General features: G+C 39.8%; 18 protein-coding genes. 5 read left to right on the top strand and 13 right to left on the bottom strand.

Translation table 11 applies throughout. The features are described from left to right. Window positions 1–19: 19 nt before the first annotated feature. Both FTU13_RS01990 and FTU13_RS01985 read right to left on the bottom strand, forming a co-directional pair. Window positions 20–1,621, bottom strand: coding sequence for a PT dipeptide repeat lipoprotein (locus FTU13_RS01990; protein ID WP_180161093.1), 1,602 nt, complete (start codon window positions 1,619–1,621; stop codon window positions 20–22). 70 nt (window positions 1,622–1,691) lie between these two features. Further along, on the bottom strand, window positions 1,692–2,087 hold the full coding sequence (locus FTU13_RS01985) for a hypothetical protein (RefSeq protein ID WP_078191381.1): 396 nt from the start codon (window positions 2,085–2,087) through the stop codon (window positions 1,692–1,694). 152 nt (window positions 2,088–2,239) lie between these two features. On the opposite strand from FTU13_RS01985, the gene FTU13_RS01980 reads away from it, so the two are divergent. The 3 genes from FTU13_RS01980 to FTU13_RS01970 all read left to right on the top strand — a co-directional run bounded on the left by FTU13_RS01980 (window position 2,240) and on the right by FTU13_RS01970 (window position 4,931). Further along, window positions 2,240–3,436, top strand: coding sequence for a cupin-like domain-containing protein (locus tag FTU13_RS01980; RefSeq protein ID WP_180161092.1), 1,197 nt, complete (start codon window positions 2,240–2,242; stop codon window positions 3,434–3,436). 66 nt (window positions 3,437–3,502) lie between these two features. Further along, window positions 3,503–4,315 (top strand): DUF6502 family protein, encoded by an 813-nt coding sequence (locus FTU13_RS01975; RefSeq protein ID WP_180126294.1) that lies wholly within the window; start codon window positions 3,503–3,505, stop codon window positions 4,313–4,315. Next, a complete protein-coding gene (locus FTU13_RS01970; RefSeq protein ID WP_180126296.1) occupies window positions 4,293–4,931 on the top strand; it encodes a hypothetical protein in 639 nt (212 codons plus the stop codon). Before FTU13_RS01975 ends, FTU13_RS01970 begins: the two co-directional genes overlap by 23 nt. Window positions 4,932–4,995: 64 nt before the next feature. On the opposite strand, the gene FTU13_RS01965 is transcribed toward FTU13_RS01970, so the two are convergent. The 6 genes from FTU13_RS01965 to rpoD all read right to left on the bottom strand — a co-directional run bounded on the left by FTU13_RS01965 (window position 4,996) and on the right by rpoD (window position 11,578). Then, on the bottom strand, window positions 4,996–6,393 hold the full coding sequence (locus FTU13_RS01965) for an APC family permease (protein ID WP_111885298.1): 1,398 nt from the start codon (window positions 6,391–6,393) through the stop codon (window positions 4,996–4,998). Between the two features lie 265 nt (window positions 6,394–6,658). Continuing rightward, window positions 6,659–7,843: an iron-containing alcohol dehydrogenase gene (locus FTU13_RS01960; protein ID WP_180126298.1), complete on the bottom strand. Its 1,185-nt coding sequence runs from the start codon at window positions 7,841–7,843 to the stop codon at window positions 6,659–6,661. Between the two features lie 3 nt (window positions 7,844–7,846). Next, entirely contained in the window at window positions 7,847–8,380 is a 534-nt protein-coding gene (locus FTU13_RS01955) for a hypothetical protein (protein ID WP_180011534.1), read from the bottom strand. A gap of 76 nt (window positions 8,381–8,456) precedes the next feature. Further along, window positions 8,457–9,116: a lipoyl(octanoyl) transferase LipB gene (gene lipB / locus FTU13_RS01950; protein ID WP_180023222.1), complete on the bottom strand. Its 660-nt coding sequence runs from the start codon at window positions 9,114–9,116 to the stop codon at window positions 8,457–8,459. Window positions 9,117–9,273: 157 nt separating this feature from the next. Next, window positions 9,274–9,561, bottom strand: a complete 288-nt coding sequence (locus tag FTU13_RS01945) for a YbeD family protein (protein ID WP_078191448.1) — start codon at window positions 9,559–9,561, stop codon at window positions 9,274–9,276. Window positions 9,562–9,688: 127 nt separating this feature from the next. Continuing rightward, window positions 9,689–11,578 (bottom strand): RNA polymerase sigma factor RpoD, encoded by a 1,890-nt coding sequence (gene rpoD, locus FTU13_RS01940; RefSeq protein WP_078192191.1) that lies wholly within the window; start codon window positions 11,576–11,578, stop codon window positions 9,689–9,691. Window positions 11,579–11,977: 399 nt separating this feature from the next. Between rpoD and FTU13_RS01935 the strand changes: the two genes are divergently transcribed. After that, a complete protein-coding gene (locus tag FTU13_RS01935) occupies window positions 11,978–12,187 on the top strand; it encodes a PA3496 family putative envelope integrity protein (protein WP_078191373.1) in 210 nt (69 codons plus the stop codon). A gap of 67 nt (window positions 12,188–12,254) precedes the next feature. Next, the gene (locus tag FTU13_RS01930) at window positions 12,255–12,779 is read left to right on the top strand and encodes a YecA family protein (protein WP_180126300.1); all 525 of its coding nucleotides are present in this window, start codon (window positions 12,255–12,257) and stop codon (window positions 12,777–12,779) included. A gap of 80 nt (window positions 12,780–12,859) precedes the next feature. Here the strand turns inward: FTU13_RS01930 and FTU13_RS01925 are convergent, their stop codons facing one another. From FTU13_RS01925 to FTU13_RS01905, 5 genes are all read right to left on the bottom strand, one after another. After that, window positions 12,860–13,276, bottom strand: coding sequence for an ABZJ_00895 family protein (locus FTU13_RS01925; protein WP_180126301.1), 417 nt, complete (start codon window positions 13,274–13,276; stop codon window positions 12,860–12,862). A gap of 123 nt (window positions 13,277–13,399) precedes the next feature. Then, window positions 13,400–13,810 (bottom strand): ABZJ_00895 family protein, encoded by a 411-nt coding sequence (locus tag FTU13_RS01920; RefSeq protein ID WP_180011536.1) that lies wholly within the window; start codon window positions 13,808–13,810, stop codon window positions 13,400–13,402. Window positions 13,811–13,830: 20 nt separating this feature from the next. Beyond that, window positions 13,831–14,442, bottom strand: coding sequence for a DedA family protein (locus FTU13_RS01915; RefSeq protein WP_180126303.1), 612 nt, complete (start codon window positions 14,440–14,442; stop codon window positions 13,831–13,833). A gap of 366 nt (window positions 14,443–14,808) precedes the next feature. Further along, window positions 14,809–15,105: a hypothetical protein gene (locus FTU13_RS01910; RefSeq protein ID WP_078192186.1), complete on the bottom strand. Its 297-nt coding sequence runs from the start codon at window positions 15,103–15,105 to the stop codon at window positions 14,809–14,811. Between the two features lie 194 nt (window positions 15,106–15,299). Next, window positions 15,300–16,232, bottom strand: a complete 933-nt coding sequence (locus FTU13_RS01905; protein ID WP_180093757.1) for a rhodanese-related sulfurtransferase — start codon at window positions 16,230–16,232, stop codon at window positions 15,300–15,302. Between the last annotated feature and the right edge of the window lie 117 nt (window positions 16,233–16,349).

Raw genomic sequence — 16,349 nt, 5'->3', positions numbered from 1 at the left:
GCTCGAGATACCTCATGAATTAATCAATTAAATTAAAGTCACTCAGTTCTGTTTGTAGATGTTTTGGATTGTTTGCAAACAGCAGTTGACCACTGGTGTATAACCAACCGAGTTGACCTTGCTGCTGGAGACGTTTCAGTAAGACGTCGTTAAATGTCGACGTTGCAAAGACAGTTTCACTAAAGACTTTAAACTCACCGACATTAGTGTTTTCGCTGTCTTTCATAAACAGCATGCCGTTTTTGGTGGTTGAACTCATATCTAAAGCACGGCTGACTAAGCGGTAACCGTCTTTTGCTTGCTCATCGATCATCTCCTGTAATTTTAAGCTGCGCTCTACACTATTGCTGCCGGTTGGGTAAGTTTTATAGCGATAGCTGTAGGTGCCATGGTGTGCGCTGCTATTTATACAGGTTGCAACTTTAGGACTGTTTTGATTGCCGTTCAGAATTTCAGGACGAAAACCTGTGTAATAGCTTTTGAATTGAATAATACGGCAGCCTTGGGCACCCAGTGTATTGAGCATAGTTTCCAGTTGCACTGGGTCTACGAGCGGGGAAACATAGCCGCTGTCGTAAGTATATGTCGCGGTATCATTTTCCTTCTTAATAAAATAATCTTTGAAATTCAGGGCATTGGTTGGTCTGACGCTATGCAGGTATTGATAGCCTGATTTACCTTTTTCATTTAACTGATTACGCCATGTAAAATATATGTCAGCGATAGAGGGTGCTGTACGGTCTGCCACAATATGATTGAAACGCGTATTTTCATTGGCAAGTTTCATGTAGCTATTAACATTACCATTGTCCAAAGTTTTAGAATCATAGCCAATTAACTTATAACCACTTTGTCCCATTGTATTGAGCTGAGTTAAGAAGTTTACTGTGTCGGTGGTATTAATAAAATTCTCAGACTTAAAGTCCGCAGCTGTGATTTTGGTTTTCGGTTTTAAATTGGTGAAGAATTCATTGGAATTTTTTGTATAGCAGCGGCTGTCCTTGAGTGGGTCAGTAATTAGTCCGCGTTGCATGATGATATAGCTTGGATTTGAAATCGTTGCGTTAATCACGCAGAAAGAATGATTATTTAAAAAAGTTAAGACACGGTTGCTCGTCGCGCCACCTCTGACTGGTTGAAACTTAATTGCATGATATTCAAAGTTATTTAGTGTTGCAGCCGGCTGTATTTCACTTATAACCATGTCATGAAGTAATTGATAGCGTTTGGAAACAAATTCACCGCTGCAAGTTTTACTTGAACTATTGTGTACCGCATATTTTAGTTCTTCGTTCACTGCACTGACTGAGTTTTCACTGGTTTTATGAATTGAAATTTGTGGTAAATCGCAATTACCGTTACCGAGGGCAGAGTTCCCTTGAATCCATTCTCCTGTGAATTTATCCGCTACAGTTGTTGGCGTTGGCGTTGGCGTTGGCGTTGGCGTTGGCGTTGGCGTTGGCGTTGGTGTAGGTGTAGGTGTAGGTGTAGGTGTAGGTGTAGGTGTAGGTGTAGGTGTAGGTGTAGGTGTCGCGCCACCATCATTGGAGCTTGATCCACCACAGCCCACCAATGTCGTAAATACAGCAGCGATAATGCTGATTTTGTGATTATTATTCATGACTAGTGCTCAATAGAGTAAAGTTGTTATGTACGGCTGATGCGGTTGTATAAACATTTAAAATCAAGATTTATTGAACAAGGTGTGATTCAATCCAGCCATTGCCATGTTCTGTAGTGACTTCTATCAAACCTGTTTTAGTCATGTTTCCCGCAAAAATAATGTCTGCATTTTTTGACAGTTTATTAATGACTTGGCTCGACTTATCGGCAGTTTGATAAAGCGGTAGATTATTAATTTTAGGTCTGAGTTGCTGTCCCATGCTGAAACCATTTGCAGCATAACTTGAGTTAGTCGTGGCCCGACTGCCTGTCCATTCTTTTGCGGTATTCGATACTTCTTTGGATGTTTCATTAAATTGATTCAGCGTATTTCTTAAATCACGCATGGTATCGGCAAAACCTGCATATACTGGTATTGAAGCTAAAGACAGACTGCTAACGATGACTAAATGACGAATTTTCATGAACTTTCTCCTTTACTTTGTTATGTCATTCCGCGTGATATTTGACGGATTCATAACATTCGCGGTGTTTAAATAATTGTAAAATGCGAAAATTTAGCATTTTTAAAATAGATCATTTATACTTCACTTGTAAAGAGGGTGGAGTGGTGAAAATGAATGTAGAAAGCCAGAGTGAACATCTAAAGCAAAGTAAAAATTGGTATAAGTCCTTACCGACGGAATGGCAAAATTGGTTGAATGAAAATATTGAAAATGGTTGCGATGTACAGAAAATAAGTCTGATTTTACAATCACATGGATTAAGCCCAAGGGCGGATCAATACTTATTTTCTGATGTAGACCAACTTTCAGAACAGCTGCAAAATGAACTTTTGGACTACAGTCTTGAGGGCTTAGAGACAGATGAAATTTTAGAAAAAATTAAGCAAAAAAATATTTCAAATCATTTGATCATTCAGTTTTTAAAGCGTGTAAACAATAACGTAATTTTTAAAAAACTGAAGCAAGTACAGCAACAGCAGAATAAACAGCGTTGGCTATTACAGGTGATGGGTCAATTGAATCAATTGAACGACCATATTTCATCCACAATCGATTGCATAGAAACACCTGATTTTGAAACATTTATAGAGCGGTATTATAGCCAGATGCGACCGGTCATTTTAAACGGTGGGATACAACATTGGCCTGCATTGCATAAATGGAGTCCTGATTATTTTGCAGAGCATTTTGAAAATGAGTTGGTTGAAGTCCAGATGCATCGTGAGCAGCATCAAGATTTTGAAAAAAAATCGGTACAACTGAAACGTATTATTTTGATGCAAGATTTTGTCGCACAAATTAAAGCCACTAAGCACAGCAATGACATTTATTTAACTGCGAATAACGCCGCTCAAAATAAGCAATTCATGCAAAAGATTAGTGAAGATCTAGGTGACTTCGCCAAAGCTTATTGTCAAAAAGAGATCAAAAATCGACATTTTTTATGGTTTGGCCCTGCAGGCACATTTACACCACTGCATTATGACTTAACCAATAATATGTTGGCACAAATCTATGGACGTAAAAAAGTGACTTTGATTCCTGCATGGCAAATGCCGTATATGTATAACGATCATTGGGTATTCAGTCAGGTTTCAGACGTCGCAAAGGCTGATCTAGCAGACTATCCATCGTTGAAAAAGGTCACACCTATTGAGTGTACATTGCATCCGGGAGAAACATTATTTATACCGATTGGGTGGTGGCATAGCGTTGAAAGTTTGGATATATCGATCAGCGTGTCGTTTACGCACTTTAATGTAAAGAATGATTTTTTTACTGAATACCCTCAAGATCTCATCAGATAAAAATTGTGTAGTAGAAAGAATAATGCGAAAATTTCACTTATGCAGTCTAATTTTCATGGCAATTTAATGAGCAAACTTCTCACCAATGAGGCAGATCAAAATTTACAGCAAGTATTGGTGCTGATGAATGAGTTGAGCCAATGGTTGATACGATCAGGTGTTGGATATACTGAGTTTACTGCTGCATTGAAGCCTATATTTTTTCAACAAGCTTTACGTGAGTTAGAGCGTATCGATCAAAAACCCACGATTTCTGCGATCAGTTTACTTTCAGGCCTACACCGTAAAGACGTGACAGCTTATAAAGAAGTGATTTCTGAAGGTAAGGATTTGACCGAAGCGACTGTTTCAGAGCCGATTAGTGTGCCATCACGTGTGATTGGTTTATGGTTAGCAGAAGGCTGGGGGGATTCTTTACCATTTAGCAGTGAGTCAGAAAATAGCTTTGAAATGCTGGTGAAAAGAATTTCAACAGAACGTCATCCGCGTTCGGTACTCAATGAACTTGTTCGTTTGGAAATTGCCACTGAAAAAGATGGGCAGGTGTATTTACAACAGCGTCGTTTTATTCCAGATCCTTCACAATTAGAAGCACGCAAAATTTTAACGCGAAACGTTCAAGCGCATTTAGAAGCAGGTTTGCATAATTTATTGAATCCTGATGAAATACCATACTTAGAACAAGCCATTTGTGCTGATGAATTAACAGAAGACTCGATTAATAAATTACATGAAATGAGTTTAGAGCTTTGGCAGAAATACTCACTACAACTTTTAAAACTTGCCGCGGAGCGTTGCGAAATGGATGAGGGAAATCCTGAAGCAAATCGTGTATTTCGCTTTGGAGTTTATCAACATGATACGAAAATTAAACTTTAAGACTTTAACCCTTTGTGGCTTGATCAGCGTTTTAGCGGGTTGTGACATAGAGTTTTTTCGCAGTGGCGGGGTTTCAATTGAAGGTACAGGTGATCCAATCATTGATATCGGTCATGCAGGGGATGGCCGCGGAACAATTATCTTGGGGACACGATATTTAGAGTTTTCAGCTTCCGTGCAGGATTCTTGTTATGGCGTTGAACGTAAATTAGCCTTCCTCAATCCATTTGATCGTCAGTCGATTGACACAAAAACGTATGTAGAAATACCTGCTGCCCAAGCGGATCTTAATTCGCAAAATGTTCAATTGATCTTAAAAAATACCAATAGCGTACCAGTCACCATTCATTTGCAATGTGATATGCCATTAACCATGCAATTATTCGAGCAGGTTAGACCATATTTTCCAAAACAAGTATGTGATACACCTATAGATATCAAACTCTATCCACAACAACAGCATATATTTGAAGCAGCTGTAAATTTAGAGACTGTTGAAGATGGTATATGGTCACACGGTGATGGAGCATCGGTTGAATTAAAAGGCAATACACCAGACAAGTGTGAAGAAATTTCAATTCAATTTCAGCAATCTAGAAAAGCCATACAACCTTAATTGGTATATTTAGAATAACAAAAAAGGCGCTTTAAGCGCCTTTTTTGTTTAGAGATAAACTTGATTAGAATTTATCATCAAATTCGTTATGTTGCGGGGCAGGGTGTTTAAAACCTTTGGTTTTATAACCAAGGTATAAAATACCAAACATTGCCCACCACAAACCATATTTCAATGCAGTTTCTTCAATTTCCAACCACATTGCAAAGATACTGATAAAGCCAAGCATTGGAATAACGACAAAGCTAAAAATATCTTTGGCTGTTTTTGTGCGGCCATCACGTAGCGCATAACGTGAAATCACAGATAAGTTCACGAAAGTAAAGGCTGTCAATGCACCAAAACTAATCATCGAAATGACAATATCAAGATTCATAAAGCCCGCAGTTAATGCAACCGCACCTACGATCATGATGTTGTACGATGGTGTGAAGTTTTTCGGACTAATATGACCAAAAATCTTTTTGTTAATGACGCCATCACGACCCATTACATACATCAGACGTGATACGCCAGCATGTGCAGAAATACCTGATGCCATTACTGTCACAATCGCAAAAGTTAACACATAGGATTGGAACAGTGAGCCGCCGACGAGCAAGAGTATCTCTGGCTGTGTTTCAGCAATATTCTTGAAATAGTTACCCGGCTCAGCAGGGAAGAACAGCTGCATGAAGTAGGTACTAATAATGAAGATAATCCCTGCGATTAAAGCAGTTAAGAAAATCGCTTTCGGCAGTGTTTTCTCAGTATCTTTGGTTTCTTCTGCCAATGAACTTAATGAGTCAAAACCAGTGAACGAGAAGCACAGTAATGTTGCACCTGTAATCAGCGCACCCACAGACGTCAGCTCATTCCAAAATGGCTCAAGGCTCCATAATTGATAGCGTTCTGCCGCAGAAATCGGGCCATCAGCATTGAAGCCCATTTGAAGCTTGCTGTAGACCATCCACGTGAAAATACCAATTACTAATAACTGCACAAGTACAATCAGGCTGTTGAAGTTAGCAACAAAACGCGCACCGCGTAAGTTAATTCCAGTCATGAATGCCGTTAGCACAATGACCCATACCCAGTGGTTTACTGTTGGAAATAGTGCTTCAAGGTAAATCACTGCAAGAATGATATTTACCATTGGAGATAATAGGTAGTCTAACCAAGAAGACCAACCCACCATGAAACCTACGTTCGGGTGAATAGATTTTTGGGCATAGGTATACGCAGAACCCGAAGAAGGGTAGCGACGGATCATATGACCATAACTAATCGAGGTAAACAGAATTGCAATCAGGGCAATAATGTAAGAAGTCGGCACGTGTCTATGACTTTCTTCAGATACTAAACCAAAAGTATCAAATAGAGTCATTGGTTGGATGTAAGCCAAACCAATAATAATAATGTGCCAGAGTCCAAGCGTTTTTTGCAGTTTAGCTGCCGATTGAGTCCCAGAGATATTTGTCAACGGCGTTATCCTCTTATCGTTGATCAAGGATCAGTCATATTCTAAGGATCGTTTGAGACGAACGATCCCCCCTACGTTTTAAAACAAAAGTGCGCCAATCTACTCCAAATTGGTACATTTTGTCAGTAACTTTGAAATTATTTTTAGCAGAAATTATGCCAGTTTGATTAAAAAATAACTGATATTGCGTTCTGCAAGTGAAAAGCCCGATGTTTAAAAAAACATCAGGCTTAATTTTTCGCTATATTCGCTTATTTTTCAGCAATTACCAAGCTTTTTTTAGAATAGTTTTGAGGTCTTCTAAGCTGGCTTCTTTAGGATTATAAATAATAGATCCATCATTCAGTGCTTTCTCTGCCACTTCATCTAATTGAGCTTCAGTCACTTTACCTGTTTCACTCAAAGTACGTGGTAATTTGGTCAAACTAAACAAGCGGTCACGCATGGCTAAAAGCGTTGAAATGGCTTTTTCAGCGCGGAGGTTGGCCGGTGTTTGTGCATAAATATCAGGACCAGCCAGTGGTAATAGCAATTCAGCAATCTTATCGCCATTCACTTGTTTGTTGTATTCCAACACATACGGCAAGAATAAGTTCATGCATAAGCCGTGGGGCAGGTGAGCGACTGCACCCAGCGCATGGCCTAATGAATGCACCAATCCAACCATTGAATTTGAAAATGCAATTCCTGCCATTGTAGACGCTTGTGCAAGTTCTAAGCGCCCATGTGCATCGCTGGTATTATCTAATACACCAAATAAGCTATTGCTAATTTTCTTGATTGCGGCAGTTGCATAGGCATCTGAAATCGGGTTCGCCGCCATGCACGTATAGGCTTCAATGGCATGCGTCATCGCATCCATCGCTGTCATCGCCGTAAGATGAGGTGGCAAAGTTTGCGTCATACGTGGGTCAAGAATTGCCGCATGTGGCATCAAATAATTCGATGCAAAAGCCATTTTGACATTCTTTTCAGGATCAGAAACCACAGCGACCATAGTCACTTCTGAACCTGTACCCGAGGTTGTTGGAATCACAAAAAATGGTTTTAAAGGTTTAGGTAAGTTGTGCGCACCTGAGTATTTCAGTAGGTCATCGCCACCTTCAGACACCAAGATATTGGTTGCCTTGGAGGTATCAATCACTGAACCACCACCGACTGCAATAATGGCATCACATTGGTTGTCGCGGTAAAGTTGAGCCGCTTTACGTACGGTTTCTAGACTTGAGTCTGGCGGAACATCATCAAAAATATAGCCAATCACCGTCTCGGTACTTTCAAATGCCGCTTCAATCGGTGCAAGTAATTGATTACTGCGAACGCCTTTGTCAGTAATGATCATGGGGCGTTTAGCACCTAAAGTAGACAGTTCGAATGGAATGTGTTCTAAAGCAGCATGGCCAGCAATCACTTTTACAGGACAGAAAAATTCGTAATATGGTTTAGCCATGTGTTATGCGCTCCGTTTTAAATAAGACTGGGCTACTTTTAAATAAATATTTGCAGCACCGCTCAGTTTTTCTTTTAGGCTTAAATGTGTTGGATATTCTTTGACAGCCAATTCAGCCACCAATTTAGGTAAAATTAACGCTTCCATTTTGTTGAGACAACGCACCAGTCGGATGGCATAAGACAAATCACCATCGGCGATCATGCGGTCATTGGCAAAGGCTTGTGCGGTACTTTCTTGAAATGAGAAGACCAAAAAGGCATGATTCAAATGCTTAAACGTAATGGTTAAGTCAGGCTTTTGAGTGCCGGGTGTGAGGAGTTTGAGTTGATGGTCTTCCGTAACTTGCGCGACAAATGCAGCACCATTAGGAAAAACATTCATAGATAAAATAAAATTAACTGGAAATTTAGCAACTTCTTGTTTAATTTCTTCATCGACCTGGCTCGCCATGACCAGACCTCTGCCAATCACATCCATCATGAGTTTGACATAGGCCTGCTGGAGCGCGGGTTTAACGGATTTAGTTGCAATCACGTGTACATCCCTTATCTATAATTATTAAATTTAGAGCTTTTACTCTAAATTATTTTATTTGAGAAAGCAAAGTCTTTTATAGTTGTTTGACTGTTACGTCTTTAAAGTAACCACTGTTTTTCAAAGTATCAATGATATCGACGCATAAGTTTTCAAATTTAGGGTAATCTTGCACCAAATCTTGTATACGAACCATTTCTAATCCAGCATAGCCACATGGATTAATGGTATGAAAACCAAATAGATCACAATCGATATTCAGTGCCAAACCGTGATAACTGCGGCCTTTACGAATTTTAAAACCGAGAGAACCAATTTTGCGTTCTGCAACATAAACACCCGGTGCATCAGGCTTGGCATAAGCGTCGATGCCGTACTTTTTCAGCAGTTCGATCATCAAGTTTTCTGCATAGGAAACCAGCGTACGCACGTTCCAACCTAAGCGATTTAAGTCAAACATGAAATAAGCGACCAACTGACCCGGTCCATGCCAAGTGACTTGTCCACCACGGTCTGTTTGTACCACAGGGATGTTACTTTGCACCAAAATATGTTCAGGTTTGCCAGCTTGCCCCTGAGTTAATACATCGGGATGTTGCAATATCCACAGCTCATCGGGTGAGTATTCATCTCGCTGTTCAGTGAGAGTTTTCATCTCTAAAAAGCGGTCTGCATAAGGGGTAAGGTGGTTATATTGACGAATGATTAATTCGGGTTTTTGAACAGTTTCAGTCACGTATTTCGTGTCCTTTTCTATCAAAGTCATGTATGGATTATAATGAATTAGACGTACAAAAGGGGGGTTAAATACTGAATTACTTGAGGGTATTACTATTATACTTAGATATAAAAAACACGCTCGAAAGCGTGCTTTTTTATTTAAATCAACAGAATTACAGCGCGGTACGAATGTGTTTACAAGCTGCTAAATCCGCATAGACCGCATGTACTTGTTCTAACTCTTCGAAACGTAATTGAGCAGTAATTGAATGATATTTACCTGTACGAGATGGAGTCACAGTCATTTTACTGCCATCAAAATCAGGAAAATGTTTAACAAAAATTTCATTCACTGCAAGGCGAAGTTCTTCACCTGCATTACCAATCAATTTAATAGGGTAGTCCATAGGGAAGACCCAAAGATGCTCTTGCAATTCACGTGAAGGAGCGCGATTAGTCATATCAGTCATGGGACACCTCATTATTTAAAAATACCTGCAATGAGCAGGTATTTGGAATCATTTGCTACATGCTCATAATATGGGGCGGAAAACCCCATATTCAAGCCTGCATTGTCCTAGTTATAGGTTAATCATTCTCAAGGAATGAACGCAGATGTTCTGAGCGTGAAGGATGACGTAATTTACGTAATGCTTTCGCTTCAATCTGACGAATACGTTCACGTGTTACGTCAAACTGTTTACCCACTTCTTCCAAGGTATGGTCGGTTGGCATATCGATACCGAAACGCATTTTCAAGACTTTCGCTTCACGTTCAGTCAAGTTTTCAAGAACTTCACGTGTTGCTTCTTTTAAGCCTTCTGACGTTGCAGCGTCAATAGGAGAGGTGATATTACCGTCTTCAATGAAGTCACCAAGATGCGAATCTTCATCATCACCAATTGGTGTTTCCATTGAAATTGGTTCTTTCGCGATTTTAAGCACTTTACGAACTTTCACTTCGTCCATTTCTAGACGTTCACCTAATTCTTCTGGTGTAGGTTCACGACCCATTTCTTGAAGAAGTTGGCGAGATACACGGTTGATCTTGTTAATGGTTTCGATCATGTGTACTGGAATACGAATGGTACGTGCTTGGTCGGCAATCGAACGCGTAATCGCCTGACGAATCCACCATGTTGCATAAGTCGAGAACTTATAACCACGACGATATTCGAATTTATCCACCGCTTTCATCAAGCCGATGTTACCTTCTTGGATCAAGTCGAGGAATTGCAAACCACGGTTGGTGTATTTTTTCGCAATCGAAATTACCAAACGTAAGTTCGCTTCAACCATTTCCTTTTTCGCACGGCGAGCTTTCGCTTCACCAATCGACATACGTTTAGAAATGTCTTTGATGCCTTTAACATCTAAACCAAGTTCTTTCTCGATGTCAGCGATTTTTTGTTGGAATGCCAGAACGTCAGGGCGGACTTTTTCAAGATAGCCTTTCATTTCTGCAGGTGCTTTAGCAATTTGTTCATCTAACCAAGCAAAGTTAGATTCTTGGCCTGGGAATGACGTACGGAATTGAGTACGGTCCATACGACCACGACGTACTGCATAGCGCATAACTTCACGTTCAGAAGTACGGATTTGGTCATGGGTATTACGAATCAAATCAGAGATGATGTCGAATAAACGTGGTGTGAATTTGAACATCATGAACACAGTTGCAAGTGCTTCAAGTGCAGCAGCAGCTTCTTTACTGTTACGACCATGTTTTTCAATTGCGGCTTTAGTGACTAACCATGCTTGTTCAAGCTCGGTGAAACGTGCTTTAGCAATTTCAGGATCTGGACCAGATTCGCCTTCAGAATCATCATCACCTTCAGACTCTTCTTCTTCATCGTCATCATCAAGTTTGACATCTTTAGTTGGCTTGTTGGTTGACGCTTCATCTTCATCGATCTCAGAATCATCTTCATCGATCACTTCTGGGATGGCTTCGTCAGATTCTGGATCTAAATAACCAGAAAGAATATCCGCTAGACGGCGTTCACCCGCTTCATAATCTTTGTATTCTTGCAGTACAACTTCGACTGCATTTGGCCAATAAGCAATAGAATGTAAAACGTCACGAATACCTTCTTCGATGCGTTTTGCAATGCTAATTTCGCCTTCACGTGTCAAAAGCTCAACTGTACCCATTTCGCGCATATACATACGCACAGGGTCAGTGGTACGACCGGGTTCATTTTCAACAGATGCAAGTACAGCAGCGGCTTCTTCTTCAGCAACTTCGTCAGTCGCTTCGCTGCCACCTTCAAACATTGTATCGTCAGTTTCTGGTGCACGATCATGTACCGGAATACCCACGTCATTCAACATCTGAATGATGTCTTCAATCTGTTCACTTTCAGTGATTGAGTCCGGGAGATGATCGTTAACCTCGGCGAAAGTTAGGTAACCTTGCTCTTTGCCTCGGCTAATCAGAGCCGCTACTTGAGAAGTAGGGGAAGTCATATCGCTCATCTTTGCTTACTCTTCGTTGAATCTGTGGCAGTAAAAAACCGTGCATTTTAGCACGATCGTCTCATTAAATCTTGTTAATAGCTGGCTTATCCCATTAGGACGGTACAGCATCAAGCTGTCCAATGAGATATTAAAAATTTAAATTCAGTAATTTAGGTGGGGCTGAAATTGTTGTTTTCAAGTTCATCCCATGCATCGATTATTTTACGAGTCATCTTTGACTGTCATAAAAATGAAGGACGCAGGGTGGATTATATCATGCCACAGGTTTTGGTAAGAAAAAAAGACCTATTTTTAAAGTTTAGTTGTTAAAAAAACAAATAAAACTTGACAATATTTTATATCCCATATAAATAGCGGCTAGACCCCTTCAATTTTTTTCATTATGAGGTAGTTTTGGTGTCTTCTACAGATTTTGAACTAGATGATAACTACGGTGATGATGATGTGAATTTCGATGAGGCCAGTGCAAAAACTAGCGCGAAAGAATCGTTAGAAAAGCGCCGACTTATTGATGACCTTCTGGCTCAGCGCCGTCTTGAACGTGAGCTTAAAGATTTTGATTACGACATCGACGATGACGATGATTTTGATGACGAAGAAGACTAAATAGCGATTTAGCATAGCGCTTGAAAATGCTATGCTTACGCATTAAGTTTCTAACTCTGGATTTGAAATGAGTGCTTTAGATTTAGACCTTTTGAGTGACTATTTAGACGGCGATGACAACGAGCATGGTCTAGATTTTGCAGCGACTCATGGTTTTTTATGTGCAATTGCAGTAGGCCCAGCTTTTGATAAATGGCTAGACGAACTTTTTGATAACAATCAGAAAAAAGTACCTGCTGAAATTATTGTACAAGTAAAAGCATGGCTCGAATCGATTCGTCAGAATCTTGCCAATGAAGATGGTATTGAATTTCCATTTGAAATTGAAGAAGCCGATGTTGAATCAAGTCTTGGTGACTGGAGTGTTGGCTTCGTTGATGCCATGTTCCTAAACGAAGATGCATGGTTCACCGACGAGTTTGAAGAACAATTAGTAGATTTAACTTTGCCAATCATGGTGTTCAGTGGCATTGATGAAGAAGATCCACAAATGGAATCTTTCCGTCGTAATGGTCAGTTGATGGATGAACTTGCAGAAGAAATCCCAACCAATTTGAACGAATTATATTTGATGTATCACACACCAAATTAATTTCGACGAAATTTAAAAAAAGCACCTTGGGGTGCTTTTTTTAGCGCTATACCTTTTCAATTCAAAGTTAGTCTAAAGGCTTAACTACGTTTGGCTTTTAAGAAGCTCTTTGCCATCCATCCAAAAGATAAAGCCAACATGAGATAATGGATGAATAAGGTAAAGCTGATAGCAAGCAGCCAGACCCAAGCGGGTAATTGCGTTAGCGCCATTTGAATAAAGGCTTGGGTTTCAGGGAAGATCAAGAGACAAATGACTGTAGCAACGACACTGATGAGAACCGAAGCTAAAATACAGCTCCAAATCAAAGTTCGCTTTTCTAACTTATTTGGCACTCGCTGATGGTCTTTAACAAAGCTGGATGCCGCAGCAAAACCGCCCACGATGAGACAGATAATGGATGAACCACCGGGTAAATCAAAGAAAGACTCTATGGCTGCGACAGCGACCATGGCGAGGGCATAAGCAATGCTAAATGTGATGATGTATTTTTTCATTATTTAATGTTCATGTTTTCGTTTTATAAAGAGCGAGTATAGCTTGCCCGAAGTTTCTTCACTGAATTTTAAGTTTCAGTGAAGGGTATTGATTCAAATTCTAACGGAATAAGTTAAAAAAATTTATAATTTTTTAGCGCAGTAGTCTGCATACCAACCGTAGGCAATATGAAATATCGTGCCATGAATGGCGACCATGCAGAGCATAATTACAGCAGTTAGCCCAATGCCTGCATGATCTACAGACTTCATAATGCTTTCGGCATTGGGATTCATCAGCACCAAGAACAGCACAAAAAAACTACCAATGATGATCGCAACAGCACTGGAGCCCCAAACCAGTTGGATCTTTTCATGGTTGCTAGGCACACGTTGTTCTTTCTTTACAAAATGCCCAACGCTGATTAATGCACATGCCACCAATGTAGGAATTAATGTAATACCACCAAGATTTAATCCAAAAATTAATACGGTAATCAAAAGCACCAAGGCGATGCTATAAACAGCAGCAAAGTGTAGGAGATAGTGTTTCATTTAAGCCCCAAAACAAAAAATTAACGAGGTCGACGTTGATGTCGACGGTACAAAATCCAACTAATAATGATGACTGTGATCAGAATAATCACATGGCCAACTTTACTAAATATTTGCTGCATTAACTGCTGATTTTCACCTAAATAAAAACCCATACAAGCTAAAAAAGTGGTCCAAATAATCGTACCTAAACCACTATAAAACATAAACTTCCAAAATGGCATGCGGCTCATTCCAGCAGGAATACTAATGAGAGAACGCACAGCTGGAATCATCCGGCCGAAAAATACAATGCGGTGACCGTATTGCTCAAACCATGCTAGAGATTTTTTTACATCTGTCGATTTGATAAATAAATACTTTCCATAGCGATCGACGAAGTGAAAGATGGATTCATGCTTAAATTTATAACCAATCCAATATAGCAATGCAGCCGCCAGTAAAGAGCCGACACAACCTGAAATAATGACACCAATGAGCAGTAGTTGACCTTGGGAGGCAGAATAGCCAGCCGAGGGCATAATGATTTCTGAGGGGATTGGGGGGAAGACATTGTCAAGAAACATGAGTAGGGCAATACCGAGATAACCCAATTGTTCCATGATTGAAATGATCCATTCAGTTAAAGTCATGGTAGCTAAGGCAGAGAAAAGGTGTATTTATCCTATGTTGAAAAGCGCAGTGGGTAAAGTTCCGTTTTAAATATTCCTGAAACCACCTAAGCAAAAACAACAAATATTGAGTTCATCTTGTATTAAGTAGCATGTAGGCTGAATTAGAAGGAAAATGTATTAATGTGTGAGGGCATTAAGCAATGCTGAATGATATAAGGCTGAATAATTGAAAGGCTTAGATCATAGTTTTTAAAGTACTGAGTGTACGCTGCTCAGTTTGGATTTTATTTTTGATTTTTGGCGCTTTAGCAGCTTTAAAAATCGTTTTATATACTGAACAGCGTAGGACTAGGTTGCAATAAGTGACGTTGTAAGGTGCGTAAATTAATCATCATGTTCCATATTTAACAGTGTGTGAATATAGACTTGGCGTAAGCTTAGAGATAAAGCAAATGGAATAACACACAGTCCAAGAATGTTGAGCATAGTGGGTTGTAAGTGCAATGTATAGGCAATAAATAAGGCAAAAATTGCACCAATGCATGTAGCAATACTGACTATCAAAATATGCGACTGTTGGTTAAGGAGGTGTTTTAATTCTCCTACACTTTCTTTTACACGGGGAGCGGGTAAAGCAAGGCGCCTTGAGGTTGCAATTGGAGAGTTGATTAATTTTGGCATAATGCTTTCCTTTTCAATTATCTATAATGATTTTCTCGGATCAATTGATCAGAATAAGCATAAATGCGCGAACTGATTCTCGTAAATAACCAGATATAGTTATTTTGTCAAAAAAATTAAGTCACTGTTGAGAATGCGTAAAAAAAGCCCTAAAAATAGGGCTTTTATTTATATATCGTTACAACAAATTTTCCTTAGAGACGCTTACGTTTTGCTGCCACAATTTGTGATTGACGCATACGGAAGCCTGCTTTTTGCTGTTCAGTAGTTTTGTCGATACAGTATTTGCATGATACGCCGTGTTCGTAACTCGGAAGTTCAACTTCAGCAGGAGCCAGTGGCCAACCGCATGCGTGACATTTGATATTTTCGCCTTCTTCCATACCGTGAGTGACAGCAGTACGACCGTCAAATACGAAACATTCACCTTCCCACATGCTTTCTTCAACAGGGGTTTCTTCTAAATATTTTAAGATACCGCCTTTAAGGTGATAAACCTCATTAAAGCCTTCTTGAAGTAAAAGTGAGGTTGATTTTTCACAGCGAATACCGCCTGTACAGAACATGGCAATTTTCTTATCTTTATGCTGCTCAAGCTCTTTTTTCACGTATTCAGGGAATTCACGGAAAGTCTCAGTTTTCGGGTCAATCGCACCCTTAAATGTACCTGCTTTGTATTCATAGTCGTTACGTGTATCAATTAGGATTACGTCATCACGTGCAATTAGTTCATTCCATTCTTTAGGATCAAGATAGTGACCGACTAAATCACGTGGTTTCACTTCCACACCTAAAGTCACGATTTCTTTTTTCAGTTTGATCTTCATTTTACGGAATGGTTTATCCGTACTATGCGATTCTTTGTATTCCATCGCATTAAAGCCTTCATTGAGAAGGAATTGATGGATGATATCTACAGATTTACGGTCACCGGCAACAGTACCGTTAATACCTTCACCTGCCACAATTAGAGTACCGCAAAGGTTGATGGTTTTTACCAAGTCTAAAAGACGTTGTTGAAGATCGGCAGGATCTTGAACTTCTTTGAATTGATAAAGTGCGGCAACAACCCAACCAGAGGTCGCTTGCTGTTCTACAGGTGCAAGCTGTTCTACAGTAGCGTTCATGGAGTACTCCAAATGAATAAACAGGATAAAAATTAAGGCGCACATTCTACCGTGATTTGGATGAATAAGCGAGTAAAGCGGTGGCATTTAACCACACATTTGATCATAGCTTCATTT

Origin of the sequence: Acinetobacter sp. YH12064 (assembly GCF_013419735.1) — a bacterium.
Classification (GTDB): Bacteria; Pseudomonadota; Gammaproteobacteria; order Pseudomonadales; family Moraxellaceae; genus Acinetobacter; species Acinetobacter amyesii.
Note: the sequence above shows the minus strand (reverse complement) of the source record. Positions and strands in the feature narration are given on the sequence as shown.

Excerpts from the sequence above, each read along its gene's own strand:
- FTU13_RS01915 (WP_180126303.1), bottom strand. The coding sequence starts at position 14,442 with ATGACTTTAACTGAATGGATCATTTCAATCATGGAACAATTGGGTTAT.
- FTU13_RS01925 (WP_180126301.1), bottom strand. The coding sequence starts at position 13,276 with ATGAAAAAATACATCATCACATTTAGCATTGCTTATGCCCTCGCCATG.
- FTU13_RS01980 (WP_180161092.1), top strand. The coding sequence starts at position 2,240 with ATGAATGTAGAAAGCCAGAGTGAACATCTAAAGCAAAGTAAAAATTGG.
- rpoD (WP_078192191.1), bottom strand. The coding sequence starts at position 11,578 with ATGAGCGATATGACTTCCCCTACTTCTCAAGTAGCGGCTCTGATTAGC.
- FTU13_RS01910 (WP_078192186.1), bottom strand. The coding sequence starts at position 15,105 with ATGCCAAAATTAATCAACTCTCCAATTGCAACCTCAAGGCGCCTTGCT.
- FTU13_RS01990 (WP_180161093.1), bottom strand. The coding sequence starts at position 1,621 with ATGAATAATAATCACAAAATCAGCATTATCGCTGCTGTATTTACGACA.
- FTU13_RS01945 (WP_078191448.1), bottom strand. The coding sequence starts at position 9,561 with ATGACTAATCGCGCTCCTTCACGTGAATTGCAAGAGCATCTTTGGGTC.
- FTU13_RS01960 (WP_180126298.1), bottom strand. The coding sequence starts at position 7,843 with ATGGCTAAACCATATTACGAATTTTTCTGTCCTGTAAAAGTGATTGCT.
- FTU13_RS01930 (WP_180126300.1), top strand. The coding sequence starts at position 12,255 with ATGAGTGCTTTAGATTTAGACCTTTTGAGTGACTATTTAGACGGCGAT.
- FTU13_RS01920 (WP_180011536.1), bottom strand. The coding sequence starts at position 13,810 with ATGAAACACTATCTCCTACACTTTGCTGCTGTTTATAGCATCGCCTTG.
- FTU13_RS01970 (WP_180126296.1), top strand. The coding sequence starts at position 4,293 with ATGATACGAAAATTAAACTTTAAGACTTTAACCCTTTGTGGCTTGATC.
- FTU13_RS01975 (WP_180126294.1), top strand. The coding sequence starts at position 3,503 with ATGAGCAAACTTCTCACCAATGAGGCAGATCAAAATTTACAGCAAGTA.
- FTU13_RS01985 (WP_078191381.1), bottom strand. The coding sequence starts at position 2,087 with ATGAAAATTCGTCATTTAGTCATCGTTAGCAGTCTGTCTTTAGCTTCA.
- FTU13_RS01905 (WP_180093757.1), bottom strand. The coding sequence starts at position 16,232 with ATGAACGCTACTGTAGAACAGCTTGCACCTGTAGAACAGCAAGCGACC.